Genomic DNA, 12,936 nt, shown 5'->3' on the forward strand with positions numbered 1-12,936 from the left:
CGGGTCTCGAGTCGTGCACCTTCTGAAGTTGTCCGTTATGTCCCTGGTTCTCGAAAGTATGTTCGATTAAACTTTGAGCATGGACAGTCGGGAAGTGTGGCAGCTGGATGGTGAGGGCCTCAAGTGTGAGGTTCTGGATCTGGTGCGTGTCCGGCATGAGTTGCAGTCGCGGATGGTGTTGTTGATCGTGGAGATGTTTTCCCGGGAGACTGTGGTCGGGAAGGGTTTTCGGGCGATCACGCAGTGGTTGCATGGTTCGACGAATGTGGAGATCGGTGAGTGCAGTCTGTTGGTCAGTTTGGCGCGGTTGCTGTTGCTCGAACCTGTTGTCGCGGATGCTTTTCACCGGGGTGACGTTGATGCGTTGAAGGCCCGTCAGGTGGCGTCGTTTTGTCAGCATCCACCCAAGAACATGACCCCGGCGGATGTCGACAAGGCCCGCGGGATCCTGTTGGAGTTGGCGTCGAAGAACATTGCGGATTGTGATGCTGTGCGGGCGGCGATCCGGCGGATCGAGAAGCAGTACGGAAAACGCGAGGACGGCGTCCCGGTGGGTGAGGATTCGGAGCGTAACGAGTTCTACGCCTCGAAAGGCCTGTACGGGCGCGTGTCGGTGAAAGGTGATCTGGATGCCGTCAAAGGTGCCCGTCTGATCACGTTGTTGTCGAGCCTGTCGGCGCCGACGCCGGAGAAGGACGGCGTCAAGGACACTCGCACTCCGGCGCTACGACGCGCGGACGGGTTCTGCGAACTGCTGCGCCGGTACGAGCGGGCGGGACTGGGTCCGATCGAGGGTGGGGTGAAACCGCACATCACGGTGACTGCGTCGGCGAAAGACATGACAGATATGCAGGCGCTGAAGGATCTACTGCCGTCGACTCAGGAACTGGGTTTCGCGTGGACGGATTGGGTGGGCCCGATCAGTATCGACACTGCCCGGATGTTGGCCTGCGACTGCACCGTAACGCGGATTTTGTTGGACGAGAATGGTGTTCCGCTCGACTGCGGTAAGGAAGTGCGAACGGCGACGGTTCCGCAGCGGCGGGCGTTGGCGGTCCGTGATGGTGGGTGTGCGTTTCCGGGATGCGGGACACCATCGGGGTGGTGCGATGCTCATCATATTGTTCACTGGAATGATGGTGGCCCAACGGATCTCGACAATCTGATTCTGTTGTGTGGTCATCATCATCGGACGATGCACCACACCGAATGGCGGGTGGAGATCGGCCCCGATCGAAAAACGGTGTTCTACCCGCCGATGCCGATCGACCCGTATCAGCAGCCGATCGGCGGGAACAGTCCACCGACAGCCGCCTGAACGGGCACAAACTGCAGACGCGAGCACCGGGGCCTAACCATGCCCCGGTGCTCGCTCAATCCAGTATTAACTCAAGACAACGTGATGTCGGCAATCAAGCCGTGGTGATCGGATCCCTCGATCTTGATCCGTTCGAGGGAAGTCGCCACGGCGCCTTTAGTGATGATGTGGTCGATACCGACCGCCGCCGGAAACCATTTGTCGGTCGGATAGGTCGGGATCAGGCCGGAACCCAATTGGTCGGCGGCGCTGGTGTATCCGTTCGTGAGAAGATTCCGGAACTGTTTGTTCGAGTACGACGCGTTGAAGTCGCCGCTCACTATCACGTTGTCCCGCCCGGCGACTTTGTCCATGTAGGACCCGAGCCTTCGCTGTTCGGCCGCCCACACCGAAGCCGGTGAGATGTAGGCCGGTGCCGGATGTACTGCGAAAAGCGTGACCGGTTGAGACAAGCCGACATTCAGCTCGGCCGAGAGTGTTTCAGGTGAAAATCCGTCGAGGCTACGCGGATTGGAGAGCGGAAAGCGACTGTAGATGCCGGCTCCGCCACCGCCGTCGGTGTACGGGACCAGGAATTGATGGCTCAGAACTTCTTCCAGTCCCGCGGCTTTCAGGGTTTCGGCTTCCTGGTATGTCAACTCCTGGACGGTCACGACGTCGACGTTGCGTTCGCGAACCGTCGTCACAAGCGACTCCGGATCCGCTGCACCGACCATCAAGTTGGCCTGCATGATTCGAATCGACGGGCCGGTCGCGGACGTCGATTCCCCAGTGCCACCGATGTACAGCGGGCTCACAGACCATCCGAACAACCCAAGGACGAGGATCGAGGCGGCGCACACGATCCACTGGCGCCCGATACCCGAGACCACGGCGCCGATCAGCGGTGCGATCATCAACAGAGGTGCCACGGACGCCAGAACGATCACGATGTTGTGATCGACGTCGAGCACGGTCGCGGCCAACGCGGCGAGACCAGTCGCGATTCCGGCAACACCAACCACGAAAGTAAGGCAGCGAAGAACACGCCGGCGCGGGGTCACGGTATCGGGTTGCATGACCTCCATGGAAGCAGAAGAGCGTCGTAGCTCCGGGAAACTGCAGGTGGAGTCGGTGCGCCCGACTGTTTGTGCCCGACTGTTTGCGTCCTATTGTTGCGGATACGGCAGATGACTACTGCTGTTCTCGCTGACGGAGATCGAGCGACCGAGTTGAGGGAAGGCGCGTTGGGAGCACGCCGGTCTGTCGCAGACCTTGCACCCCGCACCGATCGGCACGATGGTCGCGGGGTCGTCCGTCTGGATTCCGTGGGAGTAGACCATGCGATCGGCGTAGCCGATGTCGCAACCGAGCCCGACGGCGAAGTTCCGCTCAGGTGCGAGGTATCCGAGTCCGCCGCTGTGGGTAGTGCGCGCCACCCAGAGGTATGTCCGACCGTCGGGCATCTTCGCGACCTGGGTGAGGATGCGTCCGGGGCTCGCGAATGCCTCATGGATGACCCACAGCGGGCAACTTCCGCCAACTCGCGAGAAGTGAAAAGCGGTAGCAGACTGACGCTTCGAGATATTGCCGGCACGATCGGTTCGGACGAAGAAAAAGGGAATGCCGCGCTGGCCGTGTCGTTGGAGGGTGGACAACCGGTGACAGACGGTTTCGAAGCCGACCTCGAATTTGAGGCTGAGCAGGTCGATGTCGTATCGCAGGGCCTCGGCGGATTCCAGGAATTGGCTGTACGGGAGTAGCAGTGCGCCGGCAAAGTAGTGCGCGAGGCCGATACGCGCCAGTGCCGCGGACTCGGAACTGAGCGATTCATCCTCAGCGACAAGGGTATCGATCACGTCGGCCTGTGTGAAGAAGGCCAACTGCATCGCGATCTGGAACGCGCGTTGTCCTGCCGACAGACGTCGCGCCAGGGTGAGGATCGACTTGTCCGGATCGTAGAAGCGCTTGGGGCCGAGCTTGTCTGGTTCGTCCGTGCGGATCGTCACGGTGACGCCGTGCTGATCGCGAAGCAGTCGTGCCAGTTGCAGATCTACTGCGCCCACGGACAATCCGTTGTCCACGAACATCCGCTCAGCAGCGTCGTCGAGTACGGCGATGTGATTCTTTCGGTCGTAGAAGAAGTCCCGAACTTCCTCGTAAGGCATGGGCACCAAAGACACATCAGATGCTGTCTCGCCGGATAACTGCGTCGAGAACTGGTCCAACTGCTCTGTTGCGGCGTGAAGGCGGCGGTGCAACATCACGAGGGTGCGTCCGACCGCCGGCATTCGGGCCACCAATTCGTCCACCTCCGCCAGCGATACGTCCCCGGATTCCGAGGTTTCGGCCAGAGCGTGATGAACGTCCGCAACCAGGCGTGCGTCGGAATCGGAAGCGAAGAATTGCACGTCGAGATCGAACTCGGCGTTGAGCTTGAGGAGGACGGGGACCGTCAGCGGTCGTTGATCGTTTTCGAGTTGATTGACATAACTGGGGGAGAGTTCGAGTGCCTTTGCCAGTGCGGACTGTGACAGGTTTCGTTCTTCCCGCAGCCGTCGCAGCCGCGCTCCCGCGTACATCTTCTTCATCGAATCTCCTCGGTGTCGATCGCGTTCACCCTACCGAGAAGCCATTCGCAACATTCGCAACATTGCAGGATTGTTATTGCACAAATAGGCAATTGCGAGGGCCTATCCCGCGGTGAACGAGCTGCGTAGCGTGCAAATAGATACCGAAGCACGTGAGAAGAGGATCGATGAAGACGCATCTCGTACGCACCCACCGCTCTGCCGAAGAGTTCCCCAAGGAAGACCACCTCGCGTGGAAGATCGCGGAAGTTGCGACGGATTTCGTCGACGTCACCGATGCCACGTCCGACATGATCGTCAACCGGATCATCGACAATGCGGCGGTTGCTGCCGCCTCCCTGGTGCGCCGTCCCGTGGTGAATGCGCGGGCGCAAGCACAGTCGCATCCGTATACGCCAGGCTCCACCGTGTTCGGTATCCCCGGTACGTTCTCGCCTGAATGGGCCGCCTGGGCCAACGGCGTCGCGGTTCGTGAACTCGATTTCCACGACACGTTCCTCGCCGCCGAGTACTCGCACCCCGGTGACAACATCCCGCCGATCCTCGCCGTCGCTCAGCACACCGGCCGTGACGGAAAGGACCTGATTCGTGGTCTGGCAACCGGCTACGAGATTCAGATCGACCTGGTTCGGGCTATCTGCCTGCACGAGCACAAGATCGATCACGTCGCACACCTCGGCCCTTCGGCCGCCGCCGGTATCGGAACTTTGCTCGGTCTGGGCACCGAGACGGTCTACCAGGCAATCGGTCAGGCGCTGCACCTCACGACGGCGACACGGCAGTCCCGCAAGGGCGAGATCTCCAGTTGGAAGGCATACGCGCCTGCGCTTGCAGGCAAGGTTGCCGTCGAGGCAGTCGACCGTGCGATGCGCGGTGAAGGTGCACCTTCACCGATCTGGGAAGGCGAAGACGGCGTCATCGCCTGGCTACTCGGTGGTCCGGACAAGCAGTATCACGTTCCGCTTCCGGGTTCGGGTGAGGCGAAGCGCGCCATCCTCGACTCATACACCAAGGAACACTCCGCGGAATACCAGAGCCAGGCGCCGATCGACCTGGCTCGTCGGATGCGTTCTCGTGTCGGCGATCTCGACCAGATCGCCTCGATTGTCTTGCACACCAGCCACCACACCCACGTCGTCATCGGCACCGGTTCCGGTGATCCGCAGAAGTTCGACCCCACCGCGTCACGCGAAACCCTCGACCACTCGGTGATGTACATCTTTGCCGTTGCGCTGCAGGACGGCACCTGGCACCACGAGCGCTCCTACGCGCCCGAGCGTGCACAGCGCCCGGACACGATCGAGCTGTGGAACAAGATCTCCACGCGCGAAGACCCCGAATGGACACGCCGTTACCACCCGACGGATCCGGACGAGAAGGCTTTCGGTGCTCGCGCCGAGATCACCTTGAAGAGCGGCGAAGTCATCGTCGACGAGCTGGCGGTGGCCGACGCGCACCCGCTCGGCGCACGTCCGTTCGCTCGCGATCAGTACGTCGCGAAGTTCCGCACCCTCGCCGAGGGCGTCATCGAGCCGAGCGAACAGGATCGCTTCCTGGACGCCGCACAGCGCACAGCGCAGCTGAAGGCCGGCGAGCTCGATCAGCTGACCTTCACCGTCTCCGAAAACGTCCTTGCTCGGGCACCCAAGGTCGCCAAGGGACTCTTCTGATGACGGGCCTCATCGCAGCATCGACGTCCGCAGCCGACAAACGCATCGCTTTCCGTGCCGGGCTGACCTCCGGCAAGATTCAGCGCTTGCCAGGTGCCATCAATCCGCTGACAGCCAAGCTGATTCAGGAAATCGGGTTCGAAGGTGTCTACGTATCCGGTGGTGCATATTCCGCCGGGTTGGCGCTTCCCGACATCGGACTGACCACGTTGACGGAAGTCGCCGGCCACAGCAAGCAGATCGCGCGGGTCACCGACCTCCCGACGCTCATCGACGCCGACACGGGTTTCGGTGAACCCATGAGTGCCGCCCGAACGGTCACCATTTTCGAGGACGACGGAGTAGCCGGACTCCACCTCGAAGACCAGATCAACCCCAAGCGCTGTGGGCACCTCGACGGCAAAGCGATCGTGCCCACCGAAGACATGGTTCGCCGTGTTCGCGCTGCGGTGTCGGCCCGTCGTGACCCCAACTTCGTCATCTGCGCGCGCACCGATGCTGCCGGAATTGACGGTATCGACGCAGCCATCGAGCGAGCAAAAGCCTATGCGGACGCCGGTGCCGACTTGATCTTCACAGAAGCCTTGGTCACCGAGGCCGACTTCGAGAAGTTCCGCGTAGCAGTCGACACTCCGCTCCTCGCCAACATGACCGAGTTCGGGAAATCGAATCTCATTTCGGCGAAGACGTTGGAGGAGATCGGGTTCAACGCCGTCATCTACCCCGTCACCACCCTGCGGTTGGCGATGTTCGCCATCGAAAAGGGTCTGCGTGAGATTTTTGCGGAGGGCACGCAAGAAGGATTGCTCGGTGAGATGCAGCATCGCAGCAGGTTGTACGAGATTCTCGAGTACGAGCGCTACAACGAATTCGACAGTGGCATTTTTAATTTCAGCTTGGAGGGGAGTAGGACATGACCGAACAGATTCCGACGATCTACAAGGGCTTGGCCGGAGTTGTCGTCGACACGACGGCTATCTCCAAGGTAGTGCCCGAGACGAATTCGTTGACGTATCGCGGTTACGCAGTGCAGGACCTTGCCGCGAACTGCAGCTTCGAAGAAGTTGCGCACCTGCTCTGGTACGGCGAACTGCCGACGCCCGAGCAGCTCGAATTGCTCTGTCTGCGTGAGCGTGCGGCGCGTCGCGCCGATCGCTCACTGCTCTCGCTCCTGGCCAAGATGCCCGACAACTGCCACCCGATGGACGTGGTCCGGACGGCGATCAGCTACCTCGGCGCCGAGGATCCGGCGGAGGACGACAACTCGGAGAAGGCCAATCTGGCCAAGGCGCTGCGGATGACGGCTGTCCTGCCGACCATCGTGGCAGCCGATTTCCGGCGCCGCCGCGGTCAGGATCCCATTGCGCCCCAGTCGGATCTGGGATTCGCCGAGAATTTCCTGAACATGTGCTTCGGCGCTGTTCCCGAGCCGGAAATCGTGAAGGCCTTCGAGGTCTCGCTGATCCTGTATGCGGAGCACTCCTTCAACGCGTCGACGTTCGCCGCGCGCGTTGTGACGTCGACACTTTCAGACATCTACAGCGCAGTGACCGCTGCGATCGGCACGCTCAAGGGCCCGCTGCATGGCGGCGCGAACGAAGCCGTCATGCACGACATGCTCGAGATCGACGACCCCGACCGCGCGGAAGCCTGGATGTCGGAGAAGTTGGCTGCCAAGGAAAAGGTCATGGGCTTCGGGCACCGCGTCTACAAGAACGGTGATTCGCGTGTTCCGACCATGAAGCAGGCGCTCCTCGACGTCGCGGCGGCGACCGACGGCGAGAAGTGGGTGCAGATGTACGAGATCCTCGAGAAGACGATGGTCAGTGCCACCGGAATCAAGCCGAATCTCGATTTCCCAACCGGCCCTGCGTATTACCTCATGGGTTTCGACGTCGAGATCTTCACGCCGATCTTCGTGATGAGTCGTATCACCGGATGGACGGCGCACATCATCGAGCAGGGGCAGTCCAATGCGCTGATCAGGCCGCTGAGCCAGTATTCGGGCGTGCCGCAGCGCACTGTCGTGGCATGACGGTGGCATGACACTGCACTAGTGTTTCTCTGTTCGCACTATCTGCAATATTGCATCGAGGATTCGCAAAGATATTCAAGTGCAATGTGTTTCGATTCTTCTCTACCGGAAATAGCGTGAGTGTCATGACTGAAACGCACGAAGACATCTCGATCATCCGTCGTGGCGAGACCCTCGACGTCGTGTTCAACCGGCCGGAAAAACGCAACGCATTGACCCCACAGATGTACGACGCCATTGCCGGAGCCTGCCGGCGCGCCGATTCCGACCGCGAGATCCGGTTGCTTACCCTCCGCGGAGCCGGGGGAGAGGCGTTCTCGGCGGGCTCCGACATTAGCCACTTTCAGACTTTCTCGAGCTTTCACGACGGACTCGACTACGAAAGTCGGTTCGTCGGCGTGCTGACCGAACTCGAGAAAGTGAGGGTCCCCACCCTCGCGGTCATCGACGGCGTGTGCGCGGGAGCAGGGCTGTTGCTGTCGGCAGCGTGCGACGTGCGGATCGCGACGCACGGGTCCCGCTTCTGCCTTCCGATCGCGCGCACACTCGGAAACTCGTTGTCGATCCATTCCGTGGCGTTGCTGGCGGACAGGATCGGCAGTTCGCGTCTGATGTCGTTGGTGGCTCGGGCGGGGGTCATGTCGAGCGACGAGGCTCTGCGGAACGGCTTCCTCAGCGACTGTGCAACAGAGACCGAGTTCGCGAGCCTGACTGCCCAGGTATCGCGGGAACTGCTGGCGGCTGCCCCGATGACCGTGTGGACGATCCGAGAGGCCCTGCGCCGCATCAGGACCCGATCGGTCACCGACAACAACGATCTGATGAGCATGATCTACAGCAGTGACGACTTCAAAGCCGGTGTCGACGGTTTCCTTCGCGGGGAACGACCGCTCTGGGCCGGCGTGTAGTGCGTCAGTAGAAGCAACGCTTGCGTTGGAGCGCGCTCTAACCCCTAGCGTTGCCGACCATGACAACAAAGACCTGGATCATCACCGGAGTTTCTCAGGGTTTCGGCCGTGAACTCGCACTGTCTGCACTTCGATCGGGGGACGCGGTAGTCGCTGCAGTTCGTCGTCCCGAGTCCGTTGCAGATATTGCGTCGGCGAATCCGGATCGGTTCTCGGCGGTAACGTTCGACGTCAGAGATACCGCAGCAGCTCCGGGCGTCGTCGAACATGCGCTCGGGCGTTTCGGTCGCGTCGACGTGCTGGTCAACAATGCCGGTCGTGGGATGGTCGGCGCGGCGGAGATGGTGAACGATTCGACCTTGCGGGATCTCATGGAACTGCACCTGATCGGACCCGCCGCGTTGGTGCGCGCCGTCCTCCCGTCGATGCGGGCGCAGGGCAGCGGGACGATCGTGCAGATGAGCAGTCAAGGCGGCCGGATGTCGTTTCCCGGTGTCGGGGCATATTCGGCGTCGAAGTTCGCTCTCGAGGGTTGGTCGGAGGCTCTTGCCGGTGAGGTCGCGCAGTTCGGCGTTCGGGTGATGATCGTCGAGCCCAGTCGATTCCGTACGGCATTCAACACACCTGGCGTTCTGAGCTTCGCCGAATCATCATCGGAATACCGTGATTTGCTCGATCCCGTTCTGCGGGACATGGCTGCGGCAGACGGTGTTCAGGAGGGTGATCCGGAGAAGGCAGCAGAGATCATCACCTCGCTTGTGCACAGCGAGAATGTGCCACTTCGTCTACCACTCGGAAAGGAAGCCGTGGAGCGTGTCTCCGCGTCGTATCGCAAGAATCTCGCCGAGGTGTCCGTCTGGGCCGACCTGGCTCGCAGCGCCGATTTCGCGGATGCTGCCGGACCTGTCCGCCCGTTCTAGGCTGAGAGTCATGGCTACCGAAGACTTGATGCGTAAGGCGCTCGAGGCACTTGGGGACGTGGACGGGCCCATGTCGATCGAGGTGATTCACCGACTCGTCGATGCAGGGGACGTTCAGGAGCCGATGTCGATCGCCGAAGTCTCGGACCTGCTGGATGTCTCGGCACATACGCTGCGCTACTACGAGAAGATCGGTCTGGTCGAGGTCGATCGTGACTCGAGCGGACATCGTGTGTACGGTCCGGAATCTGTTCGCAGGCTGGTGTTTCTGACCCGCATGCGCATCTCGGGTATGGCGATTCGCGACCTGCAGCACTACGTCGAACTGGTCGACGCCGGTGAAGGGACAGTTCCGGAGAGGCTCGACATGCTGCTCGAACACCGGGACACCGTTCGTCGGCAGATCAAGGAGCTCACGTTGTCTTTGGCTGCGACGGAGTACAAGATTGCGACGTACGGCGGGCGGACCGGAGAGCAGGAGTGATCCGTTCAGTGGATGTGAGTGGCTGTTTTCGTGACTCGCCCTCTTCTGATTCCGATCGAGACGAACGCGCCAATCAGGGAGACGATGGCGCCCACCCACATCGTCGTCTGCAGCCCATACATGAATGCAGTCTCTGTCGCTGATCGCAGTGTGAGGGAAAGTTCCGGGTCAATTTCTGTCACGACTGGTGTGGTGCCCTGGGCGACGGCGCGAACCGCATCTTCCGAGACTCGATCGACTATGAAGTCGGGAATGACGTTGCCCAGTAGTGTTTCGTGGAACTTTGCTGCGGATGCCGCCGCCATCACGGCTCCGAGCACTGAAGTTCCGAGGATACCGCCAACTTGAAGTGAGGTCTGATGGACGCCCGCGGCAGGTCCGGCGTCTGCGACGTTCGCATTCCCTAGGATCGCTTGGACTGAAGCAGTCATCACAAACCCGATTCCCAGGCCCAGTACCACAAACGGAATGGCCAGAGAAAGGTAGCTTCCGTGTGGTTCGATGGTGGTGAACAGTAGGAATCCCACTGCGCTAAGCAACATTCCCATAAACAAGGGCGGACGTGCGCCGTACCGTTTGATGATCCAACCGCAACTGCTCGAAGCGATTACATTCGCGATACTCATCGGGAGGATGTGGAGTCCAGCGGCCATGGGGGAGTCACCGTTGATCTGTTGCAAGAACAAGAGAATGAAGAACAGTGAGCCGACAAGCGCAAAGAAGGAGATGATTGTCAGGATGACTCCGAGTGTGATTGACCGGTCAGCGAATAGCCGAAGCGGCACCAAAGGATCCGATGCGCGTCGCTCCGCTTCTACGAAGGCCACACCAGTGACGATTCCACCGACCAGCCACCCGATGACATGCCAATCAGTCCAACCACTTTCGGGGGCTTTTATAAGTCCATAGGTTATGGCGAGGAGTGAACTCGTCAGCAAGATCGAACCCAGGACGTCGAACTTTACAGTCCGTACGACCCGGCCCTTGGGGAGCAGAAACAATCCTGTAGCGAGGGAAATCGCCGCAACGGGGACGTTGATCAAGAAGGCCCATCGCCAGCTGGTGTGCTCGATCAGCAATCCGCCGATCAGGGGGCCGGCGGCGGATGAAGCGCCGATCAGCGATGCGAAGACCGCAAGCGCCTTCGGAAGTGCTGCCTCGGAGAAGAGGGACCGAAGCAATGCCAGAGCGTTGGTGACGATCAGTGCGCCGAAAATTCCCTGGCCGAGTCTCGAGAAGATCACCATTTCTACACTGTGCGCCAAGGCGATTCCCGCTGATGCCAGCCCGAAACCGACGATCCCTGAAAGGAACACAGATCGTCGTCCGAAGCGATCGCCCAACCTTCCCGCGAGAACGAGCGTTGCCGCCATCGCGAGCAGATAAATGTTGGTAATCCATTGCAAACCAGAGAGACTCGCGCCTAGATCGACGACAAGAACCGGATTGGCCACTGCCGTTATCGTGCCGTCGAGCGAAACGATGAGAACGCCGAGTGCGATCGCAGTCATGGCGACCCAGGGATTGGAGTCTCGGGGTGGATCGGTGACTGGGAGTGCGTGGATTTCAGTACTGCCAGTAGATGTCACTGAGGTCTACTACTTTCTGATCGATCGGAGTTCTTCAGAGGTTGATCATGTGGCCTGCGAGGCCGTGGATCGCTTCCTGCAGTGCCTCACTGAGTGTGGGGTGGGTGTGGACGTTGCGTGCCAACTCGTTGACCGTGAGGTCCCACTTCTGGGCCAAGGTCAGCTCGGGCAGCAGTTCCGAGACGTCCGGTCCGATGAGGTGTCCACCGAGCAGTTCGCCGTACTTCTTGTCGGCGATCAGCTTGACGAAACCGGTCGGGTCACCGAGACCGTGTGCCTTGCCGTTGGCGGCGAACGGGAAGTTCGCGACCTTGACGTCGTAGCCCTCGGCCTTGGCCTGCTCCTCGGTCAACCCGAACGAGGCGACCTGCGGCTGGCAGAACGTCGCACGCGGCATCATCCGGTAGTCACCGAGTGTCTGCGTCTCCGCGCCGCCGATGGTCTCGGCAGCGACGACAGCCTGAGCTTCTGCGACGTGCGCGAGCTGCAGCTTGGCGGTGACGTCACCGATGGCGAAGATGTGCGGGACGTTGGTGCGCATGTAGTCGTCGATCGCGATGGCGCCGCGATCGGTCAACGCGACACCGGTGTTCTCGAGACCGAAGCCCTCCACGCGCGGTGCGAAGCCGACGGACTGCAGAACCTTGTCGACGACCACGGTCTCGATCTCGCCGGACTTGTTGTCCTTGATCGAGACGGTGACCTTGCTGCCGTCGTCGCTGATGGACTGCACAGCGGCACCGGTCTTGATGGTGACGCCGAGCTTCTTGTACTGCTTGGCGATTCCTTCGAGACGTCGGCGTCCTCGTTGGGCAGTGCCCGATCGAGGAACTCGACGATCGTGACGTCGACGCCGTAGTTCTTGAGGACGTAACCGAACTCCATGCCGATCGCGCCGGCACCGACGATGAGAATCGAACCCGGAAGGTCACGGGTGAGGATCTGCTCTTCGTAGGTCACGACGTTCTCGCTCAGCGAGGTGCCGGGCAGCAGCTTGGTGTACGAACCCGTCGCGATGATCGCGTTGTCGAACGTGATCGTCTCGGTGCCACCCTTGCTCAGCTCCACGCTGATGGTGTTGGCGTCGACGAACGTGCCCTTGCCGTCGTACTCCGGGATCTTGTTCTTCTTCATCAAGAAGTGAATGCCCTTGACTCGCCCGTCCGCGACCTTGCGGCTGCGATCGAAAGCGGAGCCGAAATCGAAGGATACGTCTCCGGACATGCCGAACGTCTTCGCTTCTTTCGTGAAGATATGCGCGAGTTCGGCGTTACGGAGAAGCGCCTTGGACGGAATGCAGCCGACATTCAGGCATACACCGCCCCAGTACTTCTGCTCGATGATGGCGGTGCTCAGGCCCAGTTGTGCCGCGCGGATAGCAGCGACGTACCCACCGGGGCCGGCTCCGAGGACAACGACGTCATAGTGTGAGGTCACGATAA

10 protein-coding genes and 1 pseudogene are annotated in these 12,936 nt (G+C 60.8%); 7 read left to right on the top strand and 4 right to left on the bottom strand.

Annotated elements, in window-relative coordinates; genetic code table 11:
• The first annotated feature begins 79 nt into the window (after nt 1-79).
• A complete protein-coding gene (locus ACFWEM_RS04920; RefSeq protein ID WP_378531643.1) occupies nt 80-1,318 on the top strand; it encodes a DUF222 domain-containing protein in 1,239 nt (412 codons plus the stop codon).
• 71 nt (nt 1,319-1,389) lie between these two features.
• Here the strand turns inward: ACFWEM_RS04920 and ACFWEM_RS04925 are convergent, their stop codons facing one another.
• Together ACFWEM_RS04925 and ACFWEM_RS04930 are read right to left on the bottom strand one after the other, a co-directional pair.
• A complete protein-coding gene (locus ACFWEM_RS04925; RefSeq protein ID WP_378531645.1) occupies nt 1,390-2,385 on the bottom strand; it encodes an endonuclease/exonuclease/phosphatase family protein in 996 nt (331 codons plus the stop codon).
• Between the two features lie 81 nt (nt 2,386-2,466).
• Entirely contained in the window at nt 2,467-3,888 is a 1,422-nt protein-coding gene (locus ACFWEM_RS04930) for a short-chain fatty acyl-CoA regulator family protein (RefSeq protein WP_378446742.1), read from the bottom strand.
• Nucleotides 3,889-4,055: 167 nt separating this feature from the next.
• On the opposite strand from ACFWEM_RS04930, the gene prpD reads away from it, so the two are divergent.
• The 6 genes from prpD to ACFWEM_RS04960 all read left to right on the top strand — a co-directional run bounded on the left by prpD (nt 4,056) and on the right by ACFWEM_RS04960 (nt 9,905).
• Nucleotides 4,056-5,558, top strand: a complete 1,503-nt coding sequence (gene prpD, locus ACFWEM_RS04935) for a 2-methylcitrate dehydratase PrpD (protein WP_378531648.1) — start codon at nt 4,056-4,058, stop codon at nt 5,556-5,558.
• Entirely contained in the window at nt 5,558-6,475 is a 918-nt protein-coding gene (gene prpB, locus ACFWEM_RS04940; protein ID WP_378531650.1) for a methylisocitrate lyase, read from the top strand. Before prpD ends, prpB begins: the two co-directional genes overlap by 1 nt.
• On the top strand, nt 6,472-7,593 hold the full coding sequence (locus ACFWEM_RS04945; RefSeq protein ID WP_378531652.1) for a bifunctional 2-methylcitrate synthase/citrate synthase: 1,122 nt from the start codon (nt 6,472-6,474) through the stop codon (nt 7,591-7,593). Before prpB ends, ACFWEM_RS04945 begins: the two co-directional genes overlap by 4 nt.
• A 125-nt stretch (nt 7,594-7,718) precedes the next feature.
• On the top strand, nt 7,719-8,501 hold the full coding sequence (locus tag ACFWEM_RS04950; RefSeq protein ID WP_378531654.1) for an enoyl-CoA hydratase: 783 nt from the start codon (nt 7,719-7,721) through the stop codon (nt 8,499-8,501).
• Nucleotides 8,502-8,560: 59 nt separating this feature from the next.
• A complete protein-coding gene (locus ACFWEM_RS04955; RefSeq protein WP_378531656.1) occupies nt 8,561-9,421 on the top strand; it encodes an SDR family NAD(P)-dependent oxidoreductase in 861 nt (286 codons plus the stop codon).
• A 10-nt stretch (nt 9,422-9,431) separates the two neighbouring features.
• Complete coding sequence (locus ACFWEM_RS04960) at nt 9,432-9,905, top strand: MerR family transcriptional regulator (RefSeq protein ID WP_378531658.1); 474 nt, start codon at nt 9,432-9,434, stop codon at nt 9,903-9,905.
• 5 nt (nt 9,906-9,910) lie between these two features.
• Here ACFWEM_RS04960 and ACFWEM_RS04965 read toward each other — a convergent pair whose 3' ends face one another.
• Together ACFWEM_RS04965 and lpdA are read right to left on the bottom strand one after the other, a co-directional pair.
• Nucleotides 9,911-11,416 (bottom strand): MFS transporter, encoded by a 1,506-nt coding sequence (locus tag ACFWEM_RS04965; RefSeq protein WP_378531660.1) that lies wholly within the window; start codon nt 11,414-11,416, stop codon nt 9,911-9,913.
• Between the two features lie 112 nt (nt 11,417-11,528).
• Nucleotides 11,529-12,931 (bottom strand): annotated as a pseudogene (gene lpdA, locus ACFWEM_RS04970) (dihydrolipoyl dehydrogenase).
• Between the last annotated feature and the right edge of the window lie 5 nt (nt 12,932-12,936).

Origin of the sequence: Rhodococcus sp. NPDC060176 (assembly GCF_042728675.1) — a bacterium.
Classification (GTDB): Bacteria; Actinomycetota; Actinomycetes; order Mycobacteriales; family Mycobacteriaceae; genus Rhodococcus_F.

What these genes read in the sequence shown, in the direction of transcription:
- ACFWEM_RS04920 (WP_378531643.1), top strand. Translation starts at nt 80, where the DNA reads ATGGACAGTCGGGAAGTGTGGCAGCTGGATGGTGAGGGCCTCAAGTGT.
- ACFWEM_RS04965 (WP_378531660.1), bottom strand. Translation starts at nt 11,416, where the DNA reads ATGACTGCGATCGCACTCGGCGTTCTCATCGTTTCGCTCGACGGCACG.
- prpD (WP_378531648.1), top strand. Translation starts at nt 4,056, where the DNA reads ATGAAGACGCATCTCGTACGCACCCACCGCTCTGCCGAAGAGTTCCCC.
- prpB (WP_378531650.1), top strand. Translation starts at nt 5,558, where the DNA reads ATGACGGGCCTCATCGCAGCATCGACGTCCGCAGCCGACAAACGCATC.
- ACFWEM_RS04960 (WP_378531658.1), top strand. Translation starts at nt 9,432, where the DNA reads ATGGCTACCGAAGACTTGATGCGTAAGGCGCTCGAGGCACTTGGGGAC.
- ACFWEM_RS04925 (WP_378531645.1), bottom strand. Translation starts at nt 2,385, where the DNA reads ATGGAGGTCATGCAACCCGATACCGTGACCCCGCGCCGGCGTGTTCTT.
- ACFWEM_RS04950 (WP_378531654.1), top strand. Translation starts at nt 7,719, where the DNA reads ATGACTGAAACGCACGAAGACATCTCGATCATCCGTCGTGGCGAGACC.
- ACFWEM_RS04930 (WP_378446742.1), bottom strand. Translation starts at nt 3,888, where the DNA reads ATGAAGAAGATGTACGCGGGAGCGCGGCTGCGACGGCTGCGGGAAGAA.
- ACFWEM_RS04945 (WP_378531652.1), top strand. Translation starts at nt 6,472, where the DNA reads ATGACCGAACAGATTCCGACGATCTACAAGGGCTTGGCCGGAGTTGTC.
- ACFWEM_RS04955 (WP_378531656.1), top strand. Translation starts at nt 8,561, where the DNA reads ATGACAACAAAGACCTGGATCATCACCGGAGTTTCTCAGGGTTTCGGC.